We start from the raw sequence: 15,922 nt of genomic DNA, 5'->3' as shown, positions 1-15,922 counted from the left end.
TCAGTTATCTCCGGTTACCGAAGCACCACGGTGCGGTTGCCCTGCAGCAGGACCCTGCCTTCACAGTGCCATTTCACCGCGTTGGAGAGGGCCTTGCATTCGGTGTCACGGCCGGCGGCCACCAAGTCCTCGGGCCCGTAGGTGTGGTCCACTTCCACCACCTGCTGCGCGATGATCGGCCCCTCGTCCAGTTCCGCGTTGACGTAGTGTGCCGTGGCACCCACGGTCTTGACGCCGCGGGCATAGGCCTGGTGGTAGGGCTTAGCGCCCTTAAAGCTGGGCAGGAACGAGTGGTGGATGTTGATGGCGCGGCCGTCCAGCTTCCGGGTCAGGTCGTCGCTGAGCACCTGCATGTAGCGGGCCAGCACCACCAGCTCCACGTCCAGGCCATCCACCAGCTCCATCAGCCGGGCCTCCGCCTCGGGCTTGGTGCCAGCTGTGACCGGAATGTGGTGGAACGGGATGCCGTGCCACTCCACCAGCGCCTGGTGGTCCCGGTGGTTGGACACCACGGCCACCACGTCCACGGGCAGCTCTCCGATCCGGGCACGGAAGAGCAGGTCGTTCAGGCAGTGGCCGAACTTGGACACCATGATGAGCACCCTGCGCTTGGAGCCCTGGCGCTCCAGCTGCCACCGCATGGCAAACCGGTCCGCCACAGGAGCAAAGGAAGTCCGCAAAAGGTCCCGCGTGGACCCGTCGCCCTCGGATGCGAAGTGCACGCGCATGAAGAAGTGGCCCTCGGAGCGCTCACCGAACTGTTTGTTGTCGATGATGTCGCAGCCGTGCTCCAGCAGGAAGCCGGAGACGGCATGCACAATGCCGGGGCCTTCCGGACAGTCCAGGGTGAGCACGTGCTCCACCGTGGTGGGAACCTTGCGGCTGGGGATGTGGGTTTCAGTGATGGTCATGGTTCAGCACTCGATTACATTCACGGCGAGGCCTCCTCGGGAGGTTTCCTTGTACTTGGTTTTCATGTCGGCGCCGGTGTCGCGCATGGTCTTGATGGCCTTGTCCAGCGAGACCTTGTGGCTGCCGTCCCCGTGCAGGGCCAGCCGGGCCGCGTTGATCGCCTTCACGCTGGCGATCGCGTTCCGCTCGATGCAGGGGATCTGCACCAGGCCGCCCACCGGATCGCAGGTCAGGCCCAGGTTGTGCTCGATGCCCACCTCGGCGGCGTTCTCCACCTGCGCCGGCGTCCCGCCGAGGACTTCGCAAAGCCCGGCGGCCGCCATCGAACAGGCGGAACCCACTTCGCCCTGGCAGCCCACTTCGGCGCCGGAGATGGAGGCGTTCGTTTTGAAGAGGATTCCGACGGCGGCCGCCGCCAGCAGGAAGCGGACCACACCGTCGTCGTCAGCTCCGGGAACAAACTTGATGTAGTAGTGCAGCACGGCCGGCACGATCCCGGCCGCACCGTTGGTGGGGGCGGTGACGATCCGGCCGCCGGCGGCGTTCTCCTCGTTCACGGCGAGCGCGAACAGGTTGACCCATTCCATCGCGAGCAGCGGGTCCGCCGGTGCCTGGACGGGCGACGGCGTTGCTGCCGCCGCCTTGGCGGAGGCTTCCGCCGACGCTGCGGAGGCGGTCAGGGTGCGGAACAGTGCGGGTGCGCGCCGGGGCACTTTGAGCCCGCCCGGCAGGATGCCTTCGGCGTTGCACCCGTTCTCCACGCACTCGCGCATCACGGCCCAGAGCCCCAGCAGTTCTTCCCGGAGCTCCGCTTCGCTGTGCCAGGTCAGTTCGTTGGCCAGCATGACGTCGGAGATGGACATGCCTTCGCGGCTACAGATCTGCAGCAGCTCATCCGCGGTGGAGAAAGGGTATGGCAGCACGGTGTCGTCCGCCACCACCTTGTCAGCGCCCACCGCGTCCCCGTCCACCACGAAGCCGCCCCCAATGGAATAGAAGCTCCGTTCGCTCAATACCGCTCCGGTGTGGTCCAGCGCGCGGAAGGTCATGCCGTTGGGATGGGCCGGGAGGGACTTGCGCCGGTGGAGCACCACGTCTTCTTCCCAGTTGAAATCCACGCGATGGCTGCCGGCAATTTGCAGCTCGGCGTTCAGCGCGGCCGCAGCCACCTGGTCATCGGCCGTGAAGGTGTTGACCGTTTCGGGTTCCAGGCCCTGCAGTCCCAGGACCACCGCCTTGTCCGAGCCGTGGCCGCGTCCCGTGGCGCCCAGGGAACCGAACAGTTCCGACTGGACGCGCACGGTGGAGGCCAGCTGCCCGTCACCCTTCAGCCCGTCGGCGAAGAGCTTGGCCGCCCGCATCGGGCCCACCGTGTGTGACGACGAGGGCCCGATGCCAACAGAGAACAGGTCAAGGACGCTAAGCGCCATCAGGGGACCTCAGGCGAGGCATACTCCCGCATGGCGTCCAGCAGCCAGCGGCCCAGGAACTCGGCGAAGGATGCGCGGGGGAAAATCCGGAAGGACTCCTCGCCGGTCTTCCACAGGATGGCCGGGATGTTGGCGATCTCGGTGGAGAAGGCGGTGCCTGCCCTGAACACCCGGGGGTGCAGGTCCAGCGAGCAGCCCTTCTCCAGGACGGCACGGGCACGGGGGCCGGTCAGTTCAAACGTGGTGCGGTTGGCGGAAAGGTCCACCACCTGGCCTGCGCCGGCGCCCAGCGCGTCCCGGAGTGCGGGGATCAGGCCGCCGCCCAGGGATTCGTGGGCCTCGGTGGGGGCCACCACCAGGAACTCGGAGGGGCCCAGCCACAGGACCGACGTATCCCCTGAGCCGGCCACGGCGCCGGATCCGGCGGGCAGGCCGCCGGTGACGGCGGCCAGGCGCTGCGCCGCCTCCGAGCCGGGAGTGGCCCGGAGACCCACCATGGTCAGGAAGGGCACTTCGGAGAGCTCAACGGTGCCGGCCAGGGAACCTGCGGTGAAGGCTTCCGCCAGCTGGCGGGCCGGGCTGACGCGGGCCGCAAGGTCCTGTTCTGCGGCGCTCTGGGTGGGGGATGCTGCTGTTTCAGCCATCTTTACGGGTCCCTTCTGGGTCAAAAAGCACTGTTTCCGCAACAACCACGTCCACCAGCTGGTCGCCGGCGGCGGCCACCAGGGTTTCGCCGATGCGGTTGCGGCCGTTCTTGATCAGGGCCAGGCCGAAGGACCTGCCCAGCGCTGCGCTGTGGTAGCTCGAGGTGACGAAGCCTTCCATCGGCACCGGACCGTAGGCCGGGTTGGTGGAGCGGCCCTTTTCCACCAGCTGGGTGCCTTCGGGCAGCCGGAGCGTTCCGTCCACCGGGAGGACGCTCACCAGGTGCTTGCGGTCCTCGCGGCTGGCATCCGCCCGTGAGTACGAGCGCTTGCCGATGAAGTCCTTGGCCTTGGAAACGATCCATTCCATGCCCGCGTCCTGCGGGGTGACGGTGCCGTCCGTGTCCTGCCCGACGATCGGGTAGCCCTTTTCGGCGCGCAGCACGTGCATGGTTTCCGTGCCGTACGGGGTGATGTTGAATTCGGCACCCGCGGCAGCCACGGCTTCCCAGGTGTTCAGTCCGTACCAGGCCGGGATGTTGATTTCGTAGGCGAGTTCGCCGGAGAACGAGATCCGGCAGATCCGTGCACGGACCCCGGATGCCAGGGTGGTTTCGCGGAAGGTCATGAACGGGAAGGCTTCGGCGTCGAGGCCGCCGTTGGCAGCGAGTTCCGGGGCCACCTTGGCGATCACTTCACGTGACTTGGGTCCGACGACGGCAATGGTGCTCCACTGCTCCGTCACCGACGTGCAGTGCACGTCCAGTTCCGGCCATTCGGTCTGCAGCCATTCCTCGAGCCAGTCGAGCACTTTTGCGGCCCCGCCCGTGGTGGTGGTCATGAAGTAGGTGTCGTCATCCACACGGAGGGTCACGCCGTCGTCGAAAATCATGCCGTCCGGCGTGCACATGACGCCGTAGCGTGCCGAGCCCGGGGCGAGCTTCTTGAACGCGTTGGTGTAGACGCGGTTCAGGAACTCCCCCGCATCCTTGCCGCGGATCTCGATCTTGCCCAGGGTGGTGGCGTCCATGAAGCCCACGGACTCCCGGACGGCGGCGCATTCGCGGAGCACGGCCGTGTCCATGTCCTCCCCGTCCTGCGGGTAGTACCACGGGCGCTTCCACTGTCCGACGTCCTCGAACAGCGCACCCTTCGCCACGTGCCAGGGGTGGATGGACGTGACGCGGGCGGGATCGAACAGTTCGCCGCGCTGGCGTCCGGCCAGTGCCGCGAACGCCACAGGGGTGAACGGGGCGCGGTAGGTGGTGGTGCCGATGTCGCCGATGCCTCGCGATGCCTCGCCGGCTGTCCGGAGGGCCGCGGCGATCACACCGATGGCATTGACGCCGGAGGTCTTGCCCTGGTCGTTGGCGGTGCTGATGGAGGTGTACCGCTTGATGTGTTCCACGGAGCGCATGCCGGCCCCAGTGGAGCGGAGGACGTCCGCCACGGACTGGTCGCGCTGGAAGTCCACGAAGTGGTGGTGCCAGTCATCCGGGGTTCCGCTCTCCCCCGGTACCAGCCAGAGCTGGCGGGTGGGGGCGGTTGCCTTGGGTTCGGCCAGCATCGAAGGAACGACGGCGGAGGTGAAGCCGGCAGCGATGGCCGCCCGTGCTCCCGCGGAGACGCCCTCGGCGAGGCAGTCCTCGGTGGCGAAGGAGCCGCGGCCGGAGCCGATGGTCTGCTGGTTGGGTACCTCGGTGCTGGGCACGAAGGCTGCGAGCTCGTCGTCCCAGCGCAGCTTGCCCTGCCGCTGCGAGTGCAGGTGGACCAGCGGGCTCCACCCGCCGGATACCGCCAGCAGGTCGCAGGCGATCTGCTCGACGCCGGAGGTGAGCTCGCCGTCGTCGTTGATGCTGCGGACGGTGATGCCGTCCAGCCGGCCCGCCTCAGTGCCTTCTCCGGAGGAGGATGTATTGGCCACCGCACTGCCGATCAGCACCCGGATGCCGGACTCGACGGCGGCCGTTGCCGCGGGAGTGAGCGCAGGACGGGCGTCGATGACGGCGGCCACCTTGACGCCGGCCGCGGTGAGGTCGGCTGCGACCGCGTAGGCGCTGTCATTGGTGGTGCTGATGGCCACGCGCTTGCCGGCGGCCACGCCGTACCGGTTGAGGTAGCTGCGCACCGCGGAGGCGAGCATGATGCCGGGGCGGTCGTTGTTCTCGAACACCAGGGGACGCTCGTGCGCGCCGGGGGCCAGGACCACCTGATTGGCACGGATGTGCCAGATCCGCTGGCGGGAAACGCCCGGCGCGGCAGGGCTGGAAAGGTGGTCGGTGCGGTTCTGGACCGCGATGACGTAGTTGGCGTCGTAGGCGCCGAAGGCGGTGGTGCGGTTCAGGACGGTGGATTCCGCGCCGGAGACCAGTTCGGCTTCCACGTCCGCCACCCATTCGAGGGCGGGCTTGCCCTCGATCGTTTCGGCAAGGCCGGGGGCGGTGGAACCGGAGAGCAGTGAGCCGCCGAGTTCGGGCTGGTCGTCCAGCAGCATGACGCGGGCGCCGGTGCGGACGGCTTCACGGGCTGCGGCGAGTCCGGCGGGCCCACCGCCCACCACCAGGACATCGGTGTGGACGTACTTCTTGTCGTATTCGGCCCGGTCGTCCTCAGGGTCCAGCCTGCCCAGGCCGTTCAGCAGGGCGGCCTTGAGCCCGTCCACCAGCGAAACAGTGGTGGCGGGCAGCATGGATTCCGCGACGTGGCCCGGGAAGCGGGCTTCGATGCGGACCAGGGCGTTGGCTTCTTCCACACCGGCGGACATGATGCCGCGGGGCCGGTCCTCGTAGAGCGAGTTGCCCACGGCCACGCGGCCGTTGGCCAGCAGGGCCGAGGCCAGGGTGTCGCCCGGGTGGCCGGTGAACTCTTCACCATCCACCGTGAAGCGCCAGGAAATGGTGCGGTCGATGCGGCCGCCGGTGGCCAGGCGGGCGTTCTGGGAAGTCACTTGGTTGCTCCTTCCGGGGCGGTGGTGCTGGCGGATGTGGTGCTGGCGGCAATGCTGGTCGCAGCAGTGCCGGGCGCCGCGGTCCCGGTGGTGGTACTGTCCGCGGCTGTGCTGGCCGTGCCGGCTTCGGCAGCCGGGGCAGCGGCGAGGTCCGGCCGGCGCGCACCCATGGGGTAAATAGCCTGGATGTCGTAGCTGACGGTGTCGCGGAGCATGTTGAACCACTGGCGGCAGCCGGTGCTGTGGACCCAGCGCTCAGCGAAGATGCCTTTGGGGTTCTCGCGGTAGAAGAGGTAGCGGGACCACTCCGTGTCGGTCAGCTCGTTCGGGTTCTCCGGGTACGGGACGTGGGCCTGTCCCCCGTAGTGGAATTCGGTTTCGTCCCGCGGGCCGCAGTTGGGGCATGGGATCAGCAGCATGTGCGTTAGTCCTTTTCTGGTGGCGGCGGCTAGTGGGCCACAGCGGCGGCGCCGTGTTCGTCGATGAGCGCGCCGGTTTCGAAGCGTTCCAGCGAGAACGGCTTGTTCAGCTTGTGCGGTTCCCCGGTGGCGATGGTGTGCGCGAAGGTCAGGCCGGCGGCGGGGGTGCCCTTGAACCCGCCGGTCCCCCAGCCGCAGTTCACGAACATGTTCTCCACTGGGGTCAGGCCCACGATCGGTGAGGCGTCCAGGGTGGTGTCCACGATGCCGCCCCAGGTCCGGAGCACGTGCGCCCGGGCAAAGATCGGGAACAATTCGACGGCGGCCGCCATCTGCTGCTCGATCACATGGAAGGAGCCGCGCTGGCCGTAGCCGTTGTAGGAGTCCACACCGGCGCCCATGACCAGTTCGCCCTTGTGCGCCTGCGAGACGTAGACGTGGACGTGGTTGGACATGACCACCGTGGGGTGGACCGGTTCGTGCAGTTCGGAGACCAGGGCCTGCAGCGGGTGGGACTGGATGGGGAGCTGGAAGCCGGCCATTTCGGCCAGGACCGAGCTGTGGCCGGCGGCGCAAAGCCCCACCTTTTCGGTGTGGATGGTGCCGCGGCTGGTCTTGACGCCCACCACGCGGTTGCCGTCCTTGAGGAAGCCGGTCACCTCGCAGTTCTGGATGATGTCCACGCCCATCTCGTCGCACTTGCGGGCGAAGGCCCAGGCCACGTGGTCGTGCTTGGCGATGCCGGCCCGGGGCTGGTAGGTGGCGCCCATGACGGGGTAGCGGATGTTGTCGCTGATATTCAGGATGGGGCAGAGTTCCTTGACCTGCTGCGGGTCCAGCCATTCGGCGTCCACGCCGTTGAGCTTGTTGGCGCCCACGCGGCGGATGCTTTCACGGACGTCGCCCAGGGTGTGGGCCAGGTTCATCACGCCGCGCTGGCTGAAGAGGAAGTCGTATTCGAGTTCCTCGGGCAGGATCTCCCAGAGTTTGAGGGCGTGCTCGTAGATGGCGGCGCTCTCGTCCCAGAGGTAGTTGGAGCGGATGATGGTGGTGTTGCGGGCCATGTTGCCGCCGGCCAGCCAGCCCTTTTCCAGGACCGCGATGTTGGTCATCCCGTGGTTCTTCGCCAGGAAGTAGGCGGTGGCCAGGCCGTGGCCGCCGCCGCCCACCACCACGGCGTCGTAGGAGGACTTGGGTTCCGGGTTCCGCCAAAGGAAGTCCGGGTGCTCCGGAAGCTGCTGGGTGCTCACTGGGCGGCTCCAATCAGGTCTGCTTCGGCTTCGGCCAGGCCGGCGTCGGCGGTGAGGTGCGGGTAAAGGGGGAACTTGTTGGCCAGGGCCGTCACGCGGTTGCGGAGTTCGACGGCGGTGTCCCCGGGCAGGGTGCCCGTGCCGTCTGCGCCGGACGCGGCAGCGGCGATCAGCGCCGTGGCAATGATGTCTGCAACCTCGGCGAACTCAGCAGCACCGAAGCCGCGGGTGGCCAGGGCGGGAGTGCCGATCCGGAGGCCGGAGGAGACCATCGGCGGGCGGGGGTCGAAGGGGACGGCGTTGCGGTTGACGGTGATGCCGATCCGGTGGAGGGCGTCTTCGCCCTGCTGTCCGTCGAGTTCGGAGTGGCGCAGGTCCACCAGGACCAGGTGGACGTCGGTGCCGCCGTTGACCACGGAGATGCCGGCGGACTGGACGTCGGGCTGGAGGAGGCGTTCTGCCAGCAGTTTGGCACCCTGCAGGACGCGTTCCTGGCGTTCCTTGAATTCCGGGGTGGCGGCGAGCTTGAAGGCCACGGCCTTGGCGGCGATGACGTGCTCCAGCGGACCGCCCTGCTGGCCCGGGAAAACGGCGCTGTTGATCTTCTTGGCGTATTCCTCCTTGGCCAGGATGACGCCGCCGCGGGGTCCGCCAAGGGTCTTGTGGGTGGTGGTGGTTACCACATCCGCGTAGGGGACGGGGTTGGGGTGCAGGCCGGCGGCCACGAGGCCGGCGAAGTGTGCCATGTCCACCATGAGGTAGGCGCCCACAAGGTCGGCGATCCGGCGGAATTCGGCGAAGTCCAGCTGGCGGGAGTAGGCGGACCAGCCGGCCACGATGAGCTTGGGCTTGTGTTCCAGGGCCAGGGCTTCCACCTCGGCCATGTCCACCCGGAGGTCTGATTCGCGGACGTGGTACGGGACCACGTTGTAGAGCTTGCCGGAGAAGTTGATCTTCATGCCGTGGGTGAGGTGGCCGCCGTGGGCCAGCGAGAGGCCAAGGATGGTGTCGCCCGGGTTCAGCAGCGCGAACATGGCGGCGGCGTTGGCCTGGGCGCCGGAGTGCGGCTGGACGTTGGCGAACTCGGCGCCGAACAGGGCCTTCACGCGGTCGATGGCGAGCTGCTCGATCACGTCGACGTGCTCGCAGCCGCCGTAATAGCGCTTCCCCGGGTAGCCCTCGGCGTACTTGTTGGTAAGGACCGAGCCCTGGGCTTCCATGACGGACGACGGAGCGAAATTCTCCGACGCAATCATTTCCAAAGTGGACTGCTGGCGGTGCAGTTCCTGTGCCACAGCGGCGGCGACGTCGGCGTCCACCGTGGCGAGCGAGGCGTTGAGTACGTCCTGCATTGTTCTCCTTTTGAGCCCTTCGGAGTTACTGATCCATAACTGATCTGTAACTGATATATTAGAACTGACGTAATAGTATGTTGTAGATCACGCGGCAGTCAATAGCTACCTTGGGAGAGCTCGGATGAGCGTAACGCTAGAAAACCAGCTGGCCGGAGAAGGCGAGCTCTCGCTCGCCGAGCAGGCCTACCGGCACCTTCGCGATCGCCTGATCATGCTGGACATCCGGCCCGGCGAAGCGATCAACGACGGCAAGCTCGCCGCCGAACTCGGGGTCGGTCGCACGCCGGTCCGTGAAGCACTCAAGCGCCTGGAAGGCGACCACCTCGTCGTGTCGTACCCCCGGCGCGGGACCTTCGCCACCGTCGTCGACATCACCGAACTCGCGGACGTTTCGGAGCTGCGCGAGTCGCTGGAACCGCTGGCCGCCCGCCGGGCCGCCAAGCTGGCCACCCCCGCCCTGCGCAAGGAAATCAGGGAAACCGCCGCGGCGATCGCGGACATGGGGGCGAACGATGATCCCTATGACCTCATGCGGTACGACATCAAGGTCCACCGCCTGATCTACCGGGCTGCTGCCAACACCCACCTCGAGGACGTCCTGATCCGGTACGACAACCTCGCCACCCGCATCTGGTGCATGGTGCTGGACAAGGTGCCGTCCGTGGCGGAGCACATCGCCGAGCACGTGGAACTGCTGGAAGCAGTGGCCGACGGCGACACCGAGCGGGCGGGCAAGCTCGCCCTTGAGCACGTCACCAGTTTCGAGCAGGCCATCCGCAGCGTGCTTTAGGACAGTTTTGCGAAGCCGGGGGACAACCGGAGGGTCATCGCAGCCGGTCGCGGGCCCCTTTCGCGAATTCCAGAGTGGTGGCTGAACCGCCAAGGTCCGGTGTGGCAATGTCGTCTGCAAGGGTGGATTCAAACGCAGTAGTGAGGGATTGCGCGGCCTCCGCCTCCCCTAAATGGTTTAGCATCATGGACGCAGCCCACAGGGCGCCGACGGGATTGGCGATTCCCTTGCCCGCGATGTCCGGGGCAGAACCGTGGACGGGCTCGAACATTGACGGATGCCGGCGCTCAGGGTTTAGGTTGGCGCTCGGAGCGATGCCGATGGAGCCGGCGACTCCGGCGACGAGGTCGGAAAGAATGTCGCCGAACAGGTTCGAGGCCACGATGGTGCGGACGCTGGTGGGCTTCATGACCAGCCGAGCCGCGAGGGCATCAATGAGCACCTTGTCCAAGGTGACACCCGGAAACTCTTCGACGGTTCGGGCGACCACTTCGTCCCAGAACGGCATGGTGTGGATGATGCCGTTCGATTTCGTTGCCGAGACCAAGGTGCCGCCACGGCGGGTGGCCGCTTCCGCCGCGTAGCGCGCTACCCTGCTGACGCCGGCTTTGGTGAAGACACTCTCCTGGACGGCGAATTCCGCGTCCGTGCCCGAGCCGAACCGGCCGCCGATCTGCGAGTATTCGCCTTCAACGTTTTCCCGCACCACCACGATATCCAGGTCCTCGATACCTGGCATGGCTCCGGTAACACCCGGCAGCAGCTTCATGGGACGGAGGTTGACGTACTGGTCGAATTCACGGCGGATGGGAATCAGCAGCCCCCACAAGGTGACGTCGTCCGGGACTTCGGGGGTTCCCACCGCTCCCAGGTAAATGCCGTCTCCGCTGCTGAGCTGCTCGATCCCATCCACCGGCATCATCCGGCCCGTCTTGACGTAAAGGTCGCTGTTCCAGCCGCGTACCCGCCAGTTGACGGCGAACCCGTGCAGTTCAGCCACCGCGTCCACGCAGTCCATGGCGACTTCGGTAACGTCGACGCCAATGCCATCACCGGGGATCGAATCGATGGTGTAGGTGCGGGGCATGTGTGTCCAATCTTCGTTGATCTTTGGTACCTAAAGCCTAAAGGCAGTGGTTGGGCGGAACTATCGCGCCGCCGTCGGACGCCCTGCAGTGGCGTGGAATACTTCCGTAGAGGTGCGCGGCCGGGACGTCCGGCGGAAGTGCGGAAGGGTCCGGTCACATGCAGGAAACCGTTAACGAGGACGAAGAAGCGCGCCGGTACGTGCTGTCAGTCGTGGCGCGGGAACGGGGCCGTGGCCTGCGCCCGGATCCGGAGTTTGACCGGCGGCTGGACGAGCACTTTCCCACGCTCCGCAGCCTCTTCCACTCGCTCTACGGCGCCAGGCAGGACTGGCTGGACCAGCTGTCCGCTTTGGTGGTCCAAAGTGCACGGTCATGGCAGGAGCGCTCCCCCGAGCTGAAGGCGCTGGACGCCGAACGCGAGGAGGCGCCGGACTGGTTCCAATCCAACCGGATGCTCGGCGGCGTCTGTTACGTGGACCGCTATGCCGAAAGCCTGGAGGGAGTGCGCGCCCGCATTCCCTATTTCAAGGAACTGGGCCTCACTTACCTGCACCTGATGCCCCTGTTCCTCGCCCCCGAACCGCACTCGGACGGCGGCTACGCGGTTTCCAGCTACCGGGAGGTCAATCCGAAACTGGGCACCATGGAGCAGCTGCGCTCCCTCGCCGCCGAACTGCGGAGCAACGGGATCAGCCTGGTGGTGGACTTCATCTTCAACCACACCTCCGACGAGCACGAGTGGGCCCGCAAGGCAGCCGCCGGCGACCCGGAATACAGCGATTACTACTGGATCTTCCCGGACCGGACCATGCCGGACGCCTTTGAGGCGAACGTGCGCGAGATCTTCCCGGAGAACCACTCGGGGTCCTTCATCCAGATGGAGGACGGCCGGTGGGTCTGGGCCACGTTCCACACGTACCAGTGGGACCTGAACTACTCCAACCCGGAGGTTTTCCGGGCCATGGCGGGTGAAATGCTGTTCCTGGCCAACCAGGGCGTGGATATCCTGCGCATGGACGCCGTGGCGTTCATCTGGAAGCAGTTGGGCACGCCCTGCGAGAACCTCCCCCAGGCGCACACGCTGCTCCGGGCCTTCAACGCGGTCTGCCGGCTGTCGGCACCGTCGCTGCTGTTCAAGTCCGAGGCGATCGTGCACCCGGACGAGGTGGCGCTCTACATCGACCCCGCCGAATGCCAGCTGTCCTACAACCCCCTGCAGATGGCCCTGATCTGGGAGTCCCTGGCCACCAGGGACGTTTCCCTCCTGGCACAGGCGCTGGAACGCAGGCACAACATTCCTGACGGCACCGCGTGGGTGAACTACGTCCGCAGCCATGACGACATCGGCTGGACCTTCGCGGACGAGGACGCCGCCGAGCTGGGCATCAACGGCTTTGACCACCGCCGCTTCCTGAACTCCTTCTACGTCAACCGGTTCCCCGGAAGTTTTGCCCGCGGCGTCCCCTTCCAGGACAACCCCAAGACAGGTGACTGCCGGATTTCCGGTACGACGGCGTCGCTGTGCGGGATGGAGGTTGACCCGGCCGAGGCGGTGGAACGGATCCTCCTGGCCCATTCAGTGCCGCTCAGCACCGGCGGCATCCCGCTGCTGTACCTGGGCGACGAGGTGGGCCAGGTCAACGACTACTCCTACGCGTCCGAGCCGGGCCATGAGGAGGACAGCCGCTGGGTGCACCGGCCGCCCTTCCCGGAAGAGCAGTACGCCCGGCGTGAGGACCCCGCCGCGCCGGAAGGCGCCGTCTACGCCGGGCTGAAGCGGATGATCGAGGTCCGGTCAAGTACTCCCGAACTTGCCGGAACCACGCTGGTCGATTTCGGCACGAACAACCGCTCGGTGCTCGGCTACCAGCGCCCGGGCGATGTGGAGGGCGCCGGCACTGTCCTTGCCCTCGCCAATTTCAGCGACTTGGCCCAGACCCTGCCCGCGGAAACCTTCGGCGGTTTCGCTCCGGCCGCCGTCGACCTTCTCTCCGAGGCAGCCATGCAACTGGACGAGGGCGTGACGCTGCTCCCCCGGCAATACCTCTGGCTGCGCGTCACCCCCACGTAGCATCGCGGGCCCGTTTTCCCAACGGGCCCGGGGGCGTGAAAGCATACGGATCATGGCCTCCAAGATTGCGTACCAGGGTGAGCCCGGCGCCAACTCCAATATCGCGTGTCAGCAGATGTTCCCGGACATGGAAAGCGTCCCGTGCGCCAGTTTTGAGGATGCCTTCGAGCTGGTAACCAGCGGCGAAGCGGACCTGGCCATGATTCCCATCGAGAACTCCATTGCCGGCCGGGTGGCGGACATCCACATCCTGCTCCCGCAGTCCAACCTGCAGATCGTGGGCGAATACTTCCTGCCCATCCACTTCGACCTGCTGGGCATCCCGGGCAGCACCATTGAGGGCGCCACGGAGGTCCACAGCCACATCCACGCCCTGGGCCAGTGCCGGAACCTGATCCGCGGGCACGGCCTCAAGCCGGTGATCGCGGGCGACACGGCGGGCTCCGCCCGGGAAGTGGCCGAGTGGAACGATCCCCGCAAGCTCTCCCTGGCTCCTCCTCTCGCAGCGCAGATTTACGGCCTCGAGGTGCTGGCTTCCCGCGTGGAGGATGACCCCTCCAACACAACGCGTTTTGTGGTCCTTGCCCGGGAAACGGCTCTGCCGGCCCGGAAGGATCTTCCCGGACCGGCAGTCACCAGCTTTGTGTTCCGCGTCCGCAACGTCCCCTCCGCGCTGTACAAGGCGCTGGGCGGCTTTGCCACCAACGGCGTGAACATGACGCGGCTGGAGAGCTACATGGTGGGCAACGAGTTCGCCGCCACCATGTTCATGGCCGACGTCGAAGGCCACCCCGAGGACCTGCCGCTGAAGCTGGCCCTCGAGGAACTGGACTTCTTCACCACGGAAGTGCGGATCCTCGGCGTGTACCCGGCGGCGGACTACCGGGCGGTTGCAGCCACGGCCTGACGCGGCGCCGAAGGTGCCGCCTTCAGCAGCGGCGCAAAGAAGGCGCCGAGCTCACCCGTGGCCGTCAGCGGCAGGACGTTCGCCACGTACTGGTCGGGGCGGACCACCACCACAACGCCGTTTCGGTCCAGTCCGCGCAGGTCGAAAATGTCCGCCTTGGGATCCGAGGCGTACACCTTTTCGTAGTCCGTCAGCTTGAATGGGCCCACCTGCGGCTTGAAGACGGCCGGCACGGCGTTGATGTCGACGGCGGTGTGCGGCTGCTGGTAGATGACCTTCACGTCGAACCAGGCATCGGGATCAGCGTCCGACGGCGTGGCGGCAAGCGGCGAGTCAGGCGCCGTCGCGACCCACTCGGCGAAGTCCGCCACAGCTGAGTGCGCACCGGCCGGTGCGGCGTCGGCGAAGACGTAGATCCGCCAGCGCCCGTCAGCGGTGGCGTGGTGGCCCAGGTGGATGGGGTTGGTGTCCCCCACGCGGACCACGGGTGCCGACTTGAAGCGTTTGCCCACGGGGAAGCCGGTGGCGAGGTCCTGATGGTCGCTGCTGCCAACAATTAGGGACGGCGCGTACTGGGTCATGAAGCCGGCCGGGAACTCGGCAGTCTGCACGTAGAAGTCCTCGAGGTCGGAGGGGTGCTCGAACTCCTCGGGCTTCTTGGCCATCATGGTGGACCACTCCTTGTCGAAGTCGATCAGGTTCTTGGCCACCACCTGCCGCTCCTCAGAGTAGGTGCTCAGCAGGCTTTCCGGGCTGCGGCCCTCCAGGACGTGTCCCAGCTTCCAGGCGAGGTTGAACCCGTCCTGCATGGAGACGTTCATGCCCTGGCCGGCCTTGGCGCTGTGGGTGTGGCAGGCGTCGCCGGTGATGAACACCCGCGGGGCGCGTGTTCCCCGGTCCCCCGGCAGGACGTCGTCGAACCTGTCCGTGAGCCGGTGGCCCACCTCGTACACGCTGTGCCACGCGATGTTGCGCACGTCCAGCGTGTAGGGGTGGAGGATTGCATTGGCCTTGGCGATGATCTCCTCAATGGAGGTGTCCCGGACTGCATGGTGGCTGGTGGGGTCCACTTCGCCCAGGTCCACATACATGCGGAACAGATGCCCGCCCTCGCGGGGAATGAGCAGGATGCTGCCCTCGGCCCCCTGGATGGCGCACTTGGTGCGGATGTCCGGGAAGTCCGTGACGGCGAGCGCGTCCATGACGCCCCAGGCGTGGTTGGCCTGGTCGCCCGCCAGCGTGCAGCCGATCGCCTGGCGCACTTTGCTTCGCGCGCCGTCGGCACCCACCACGTACTTGGCGCGGACAATGCGCTCCTGGCCCTCCTTGGGGCCGGATGTGTGGACGAGCCGCACCTTGTTCGGGTAGTCGCCGCCGTCGGTGACCTCGAGCCCCTGGAAGTCGTAGCCGTAGTCAGGCTTCATCCGGGTGGGCGCATTGGCCATGTACTCGGCGAAGTAGTCCAGCACGCGGGCCTGGTTGACGATCAGGTGCGGGAATTCGCTGATGCCCATTTCGTCGTCCACGGCGCGGGCGGTCCGGATGATGTTGGCATGGTTGGCGGGGTCCGGCTTCCAGAAGGCCATCTCGGTGATCCGGTACGCCTCGGCGATGATCCGCTCCGCGAAACCAAAGGCCTGGAAGGTCTCCACGCTGCGCGCCTGGATCCCGTCCGCCTGGCCGATCGCCAGCCTCCCCGGCCGGCGTTCGATGATGCGGGTGGTGATGTTTGGGAAGCGGGAGAGCTGGGCGGCCGCGAGCATGCCCGCCGGGCCGGTGCCCACGATGAGTACATCCACTTCCTCCGGAAGCTCCTCGGGGCGGTTGATGCCGACGCCGGCCGCTGGCTGGAGGCGCGGGTCACCGGATACGTATCCGTGGTGGTGGAACTGCACGGGATTTCCTCACTTCGTTGTGGCTGACCATCTGCCCTCAGGTGTGTTCTATATCAGAACAGATGATTCGATAATCGAAAATACTCGGTTGGCTTCCACTGTACGCCGGGTGTGACGCGGGCGACAAGTACCCACCGGTCGCCCTGCAAAGAGCCCGGGAAACGGGGGGTTGACGGGGCGGTCCGAATGGGTGATAGTGATCGTATACGATTTC

Annotated in this window: 12 protein-coding genes; 3 read left to right on the top strand and 9 right to left on the bottom strand. The window is 66.6% G+C overall.

Annotation, left to right across the window (positions count from 1 at the left end; genetic code table 11):
- Positions 1 to 14: 14 nt before the first annotated feature.
- From purU to glyA, 7 genes are read right to left on the bottom strand one after another with little or no spacing between them, the layout of a single operon-like run.
- Positions 15 to 911, bottom strand: a complete 897-nt coding sequence (gene purU / locus QFZ57_RS06765) for a formyltetrahydrofolate deformylase (protein ID WP_306629676.1) — start codon at positions 909 to 911, stop codon at positions 15 to 17.
- Positions 912 to 914: 3 nt separating this feature from the next.
- Positions 915 to 2,342, bottom strand: a complete 1,428-nt coding sequence (locus tag QFZ57_RS06760; RefSeq protein ID WP_306898975.1) for an L-serine ammonia-lyase — start codon at positions 2,340 to 2,342, stop codon at positions 915 to 917.
- Positions 2,342 to 2,986, bottom strand: a complete 645-nt coding sequence (locus QFZ57_RS06755) for a sarcosine oxidase subunit gamma (RefSeq protein ID WP_306898973.1) — start codon at positions 2,984 to 2,986, stop codon at positions 2,342 to 2,344. The genes QFZ57_RS06760 and QFZ57_RS06755 overlap by 1 nt, the downstream gene beginning before the upstream one ends.
- The gene (locus tag QFZ57_RS06750) at positions 2,979 to 5,933 is read right to left on the bottom strand and encodes a sarcosine oxidase subunit alpha family protein (protein ID WP_306898971.1); all 2,955 of its coding nucleotides are present in this window, start codon (positions 5,931 to 5,933) and stop codon (positions 2,979 to 2,981) included. The genes QFZ57_RS06755 and QFZ57_RS06750 overlap by 8 nt, the downstream gene beginning before the upstream one ends.
- On the bottom strand, positions 5,930 to 6,352 hold the full coding sequence (locus QFZ57_RS06745; RefSeq protein WP_306898969.1) for a sarcosine oxidase subunit delta: 423 nt from the start codon (positions 6,350 to 6,352) through the stop codon (positions 5,930 to 5,932). The genes QFZ57_RS06750 and QFZ57_RS06745 overlap by 4 nt, the downstream gene beginning before the upstream one ends.
- A gap of 29 nt (positions 6,353 to 6,381) precedes the next feature.
- Positions 6,382 to 7,602: a sarcosine oxidase subunit beta family protein gene (locus QFZ57_RS06740; RefSeq protein ID WP_306629671.1), complete on the bottom strand. Its 1,221-nt coding sequence runs from the start codon at positions 7,600 to 7,602 to the stop codon at positions 6,382 to 6,384.
- Entirely contained in the window at positions 7,599 to 8,954 is a 1,356-nt protein-coding gene (gene glyA / locus QFZ57_RS06735) for a serine hydroxymethyltransferase (protein ID WP_306898967.1), read from the bottom strand. Before glyA ends, QFZ57_RS06740 begins: the two co-directional genes overlap by 4 nt.
- 124 nt (positions 8,955 to 9,078) lie before the next feature.
- Here glyA and QFZ57_RS06730 point away from each other — a divergent pair, with 124 nt between their 5' ends.
- The gene (locus QFZ57_RS06730; RefSeq protein ID WP_306629669.1) at positions 9,079 to 9,747 is read left to right on the top strand and encodes a GntR family transcriptional regulator; all 669 of its coding nucleotides are present in this window, start codon (positions 9,079 to 9,081) and stop codon (positions 9,745 to 9,747) included.
- Positions 9,748 to 9,781: 34 nt separating this feature from the next.
- Here QFZ57_RS06730 and QFZ57_RS06725 read toward each other — a convergent pair whose 3' ends face one another.
- On the bottom strand, positions 9,782 to 10,834 hold the full coding sequence (locus QFZ57_RS06725) for a tartrate dehydrogenase (protein WP_306898964.1): 1,053 nt from the start codon (positions 10,832 to 10,834) through the stop codon (positions 9,782 to 9,784).
- 158 nt (positions 10,835 to 10,992) lie between these two features.
- Here QFZ57_RS06725 and QFZ57_RS06720 point away from each other — a divergent pair, with 158 nt between their 5' ends.
- Positions 10,993 to 12,906: an amylosucrase gene (locus QFZ57_RS06720; RefSeq protein WP_306898963.1), complete on the top strand. Its 1,914-nt coding sequence runs from the start codon at positions 10,993 to 10,995 to the stop codon at positions 12,904 to 12,906.
- A gap of 52 nt (positions 12,907 to 12,958) precedes the next feature.
- Positions 12,959 to 13,813: a prephenate dehydratase gene (locus QFZ57_RS06715; RefSeq protein ID WP_306898961.1), complete on the top strand. Its 855-nt coding sequence runs from the start codon at positions 12,959 to 12,961 to the stop codon at positions 13,811 to 13,813.
- Here the strand turns inward: QFZ57_RS06715 and QFZ57_RS06710 are convergent.
- Positions 13,786 to 15,708: an FAD-binding monooxygenase gene (locus QFZ57_RS06710; protein WP_306898959.1), complete on the bottom strand. Its 1,923-nt coding sequence runs from the start codon at positions 15,706 to 15,708 to the stop codon at positions 13,786 to 13,788. The genes QFZ57_RS06715 and QFZ57_RS06710 overlap by 28 nt on opposite strands.
- Positions 15,709 to 15,922 lie beyond the last annotated feature (214 nt).

This window comes from Arthrobacter sp. B1I2, assembly GCF_030816485.1.
Taxonomy (GTDB): Bacteria; Actinomycetota; Actinomycetes; order Actinomycetales; family Micrococcaceae; genus Arthrobacter.
This window is presented reverse-complemented; position numbering and strand designations above follow the sequence as displayed.

Excerpts from the sequence above, each read along its gene's own strand:
- QFZ57_RS06730 (WP_306629669.1), top strand. The coding sequence starts at position 9,079 with ATGAGCGTAACGCTAGAAAACCAGCTGGCCGGAGAAGGCGAGCTCTCG.
- QFZ57_RS06760 (WP_306898975.1), bottom strand. The coding sequence starts at position 2,342 with ATGGCGCTTAGCGTCCTTGACCTGTTCTCTGTTGGCATCGGGCCCTCG.
- QFZ57_RS06755 (WP_306898973.1), bottom strand. The coding sequence starts at position 2,986 with ATGGCTGAAACAGCAGCATCCCCCACCCAGAGCGCCGCAGAACAGGAC.
- glyA (WP_306898967.1), bottom strand. The coding sequence starts at position 8,954 with ATGCAGGACGTACTCAACGCCTCGCTCGCCACGGTGGACGCCGACGTC.
- purU (WP_306629676.1), bottom strand. The coding sequence starts at position 911 with ATGACCATCACTGAAACCCACATCCCCAGCCGCAAGGTTCCCACCACG.
- QFZ57_RS06720 (WP_306898963.1), top strand. The coding sequence starts at position 10,993 with ATGCAGGAAACCGTTAACGAGGACGAAGAAGCGCGCCGGTACGTGCTG.
- QFZ57_RS06745 (WP_306898969.1), bottom strand. The coding sequence starts at position 6,352 with ATGCTGCTGATCCCATGCCCCAACTGCGGCCCGCGGGACGAAACCGAA.
- QFZ57_RS06725 (WP_306898964.1), bottom strand. The coding sequence starts at position 10,834 with ATGCCCCGCACCTACACCATCGATTCGATCCCCGGTGATGGCATTGGC.
- QFZ57_RS06715 (WP_306898961.1), top strand. The coding sequence starts at position 12,959 with ATGGCCTCCAAGATTGCGTACCAGGGTGAGCCCGGCGCCAACTCCAAT.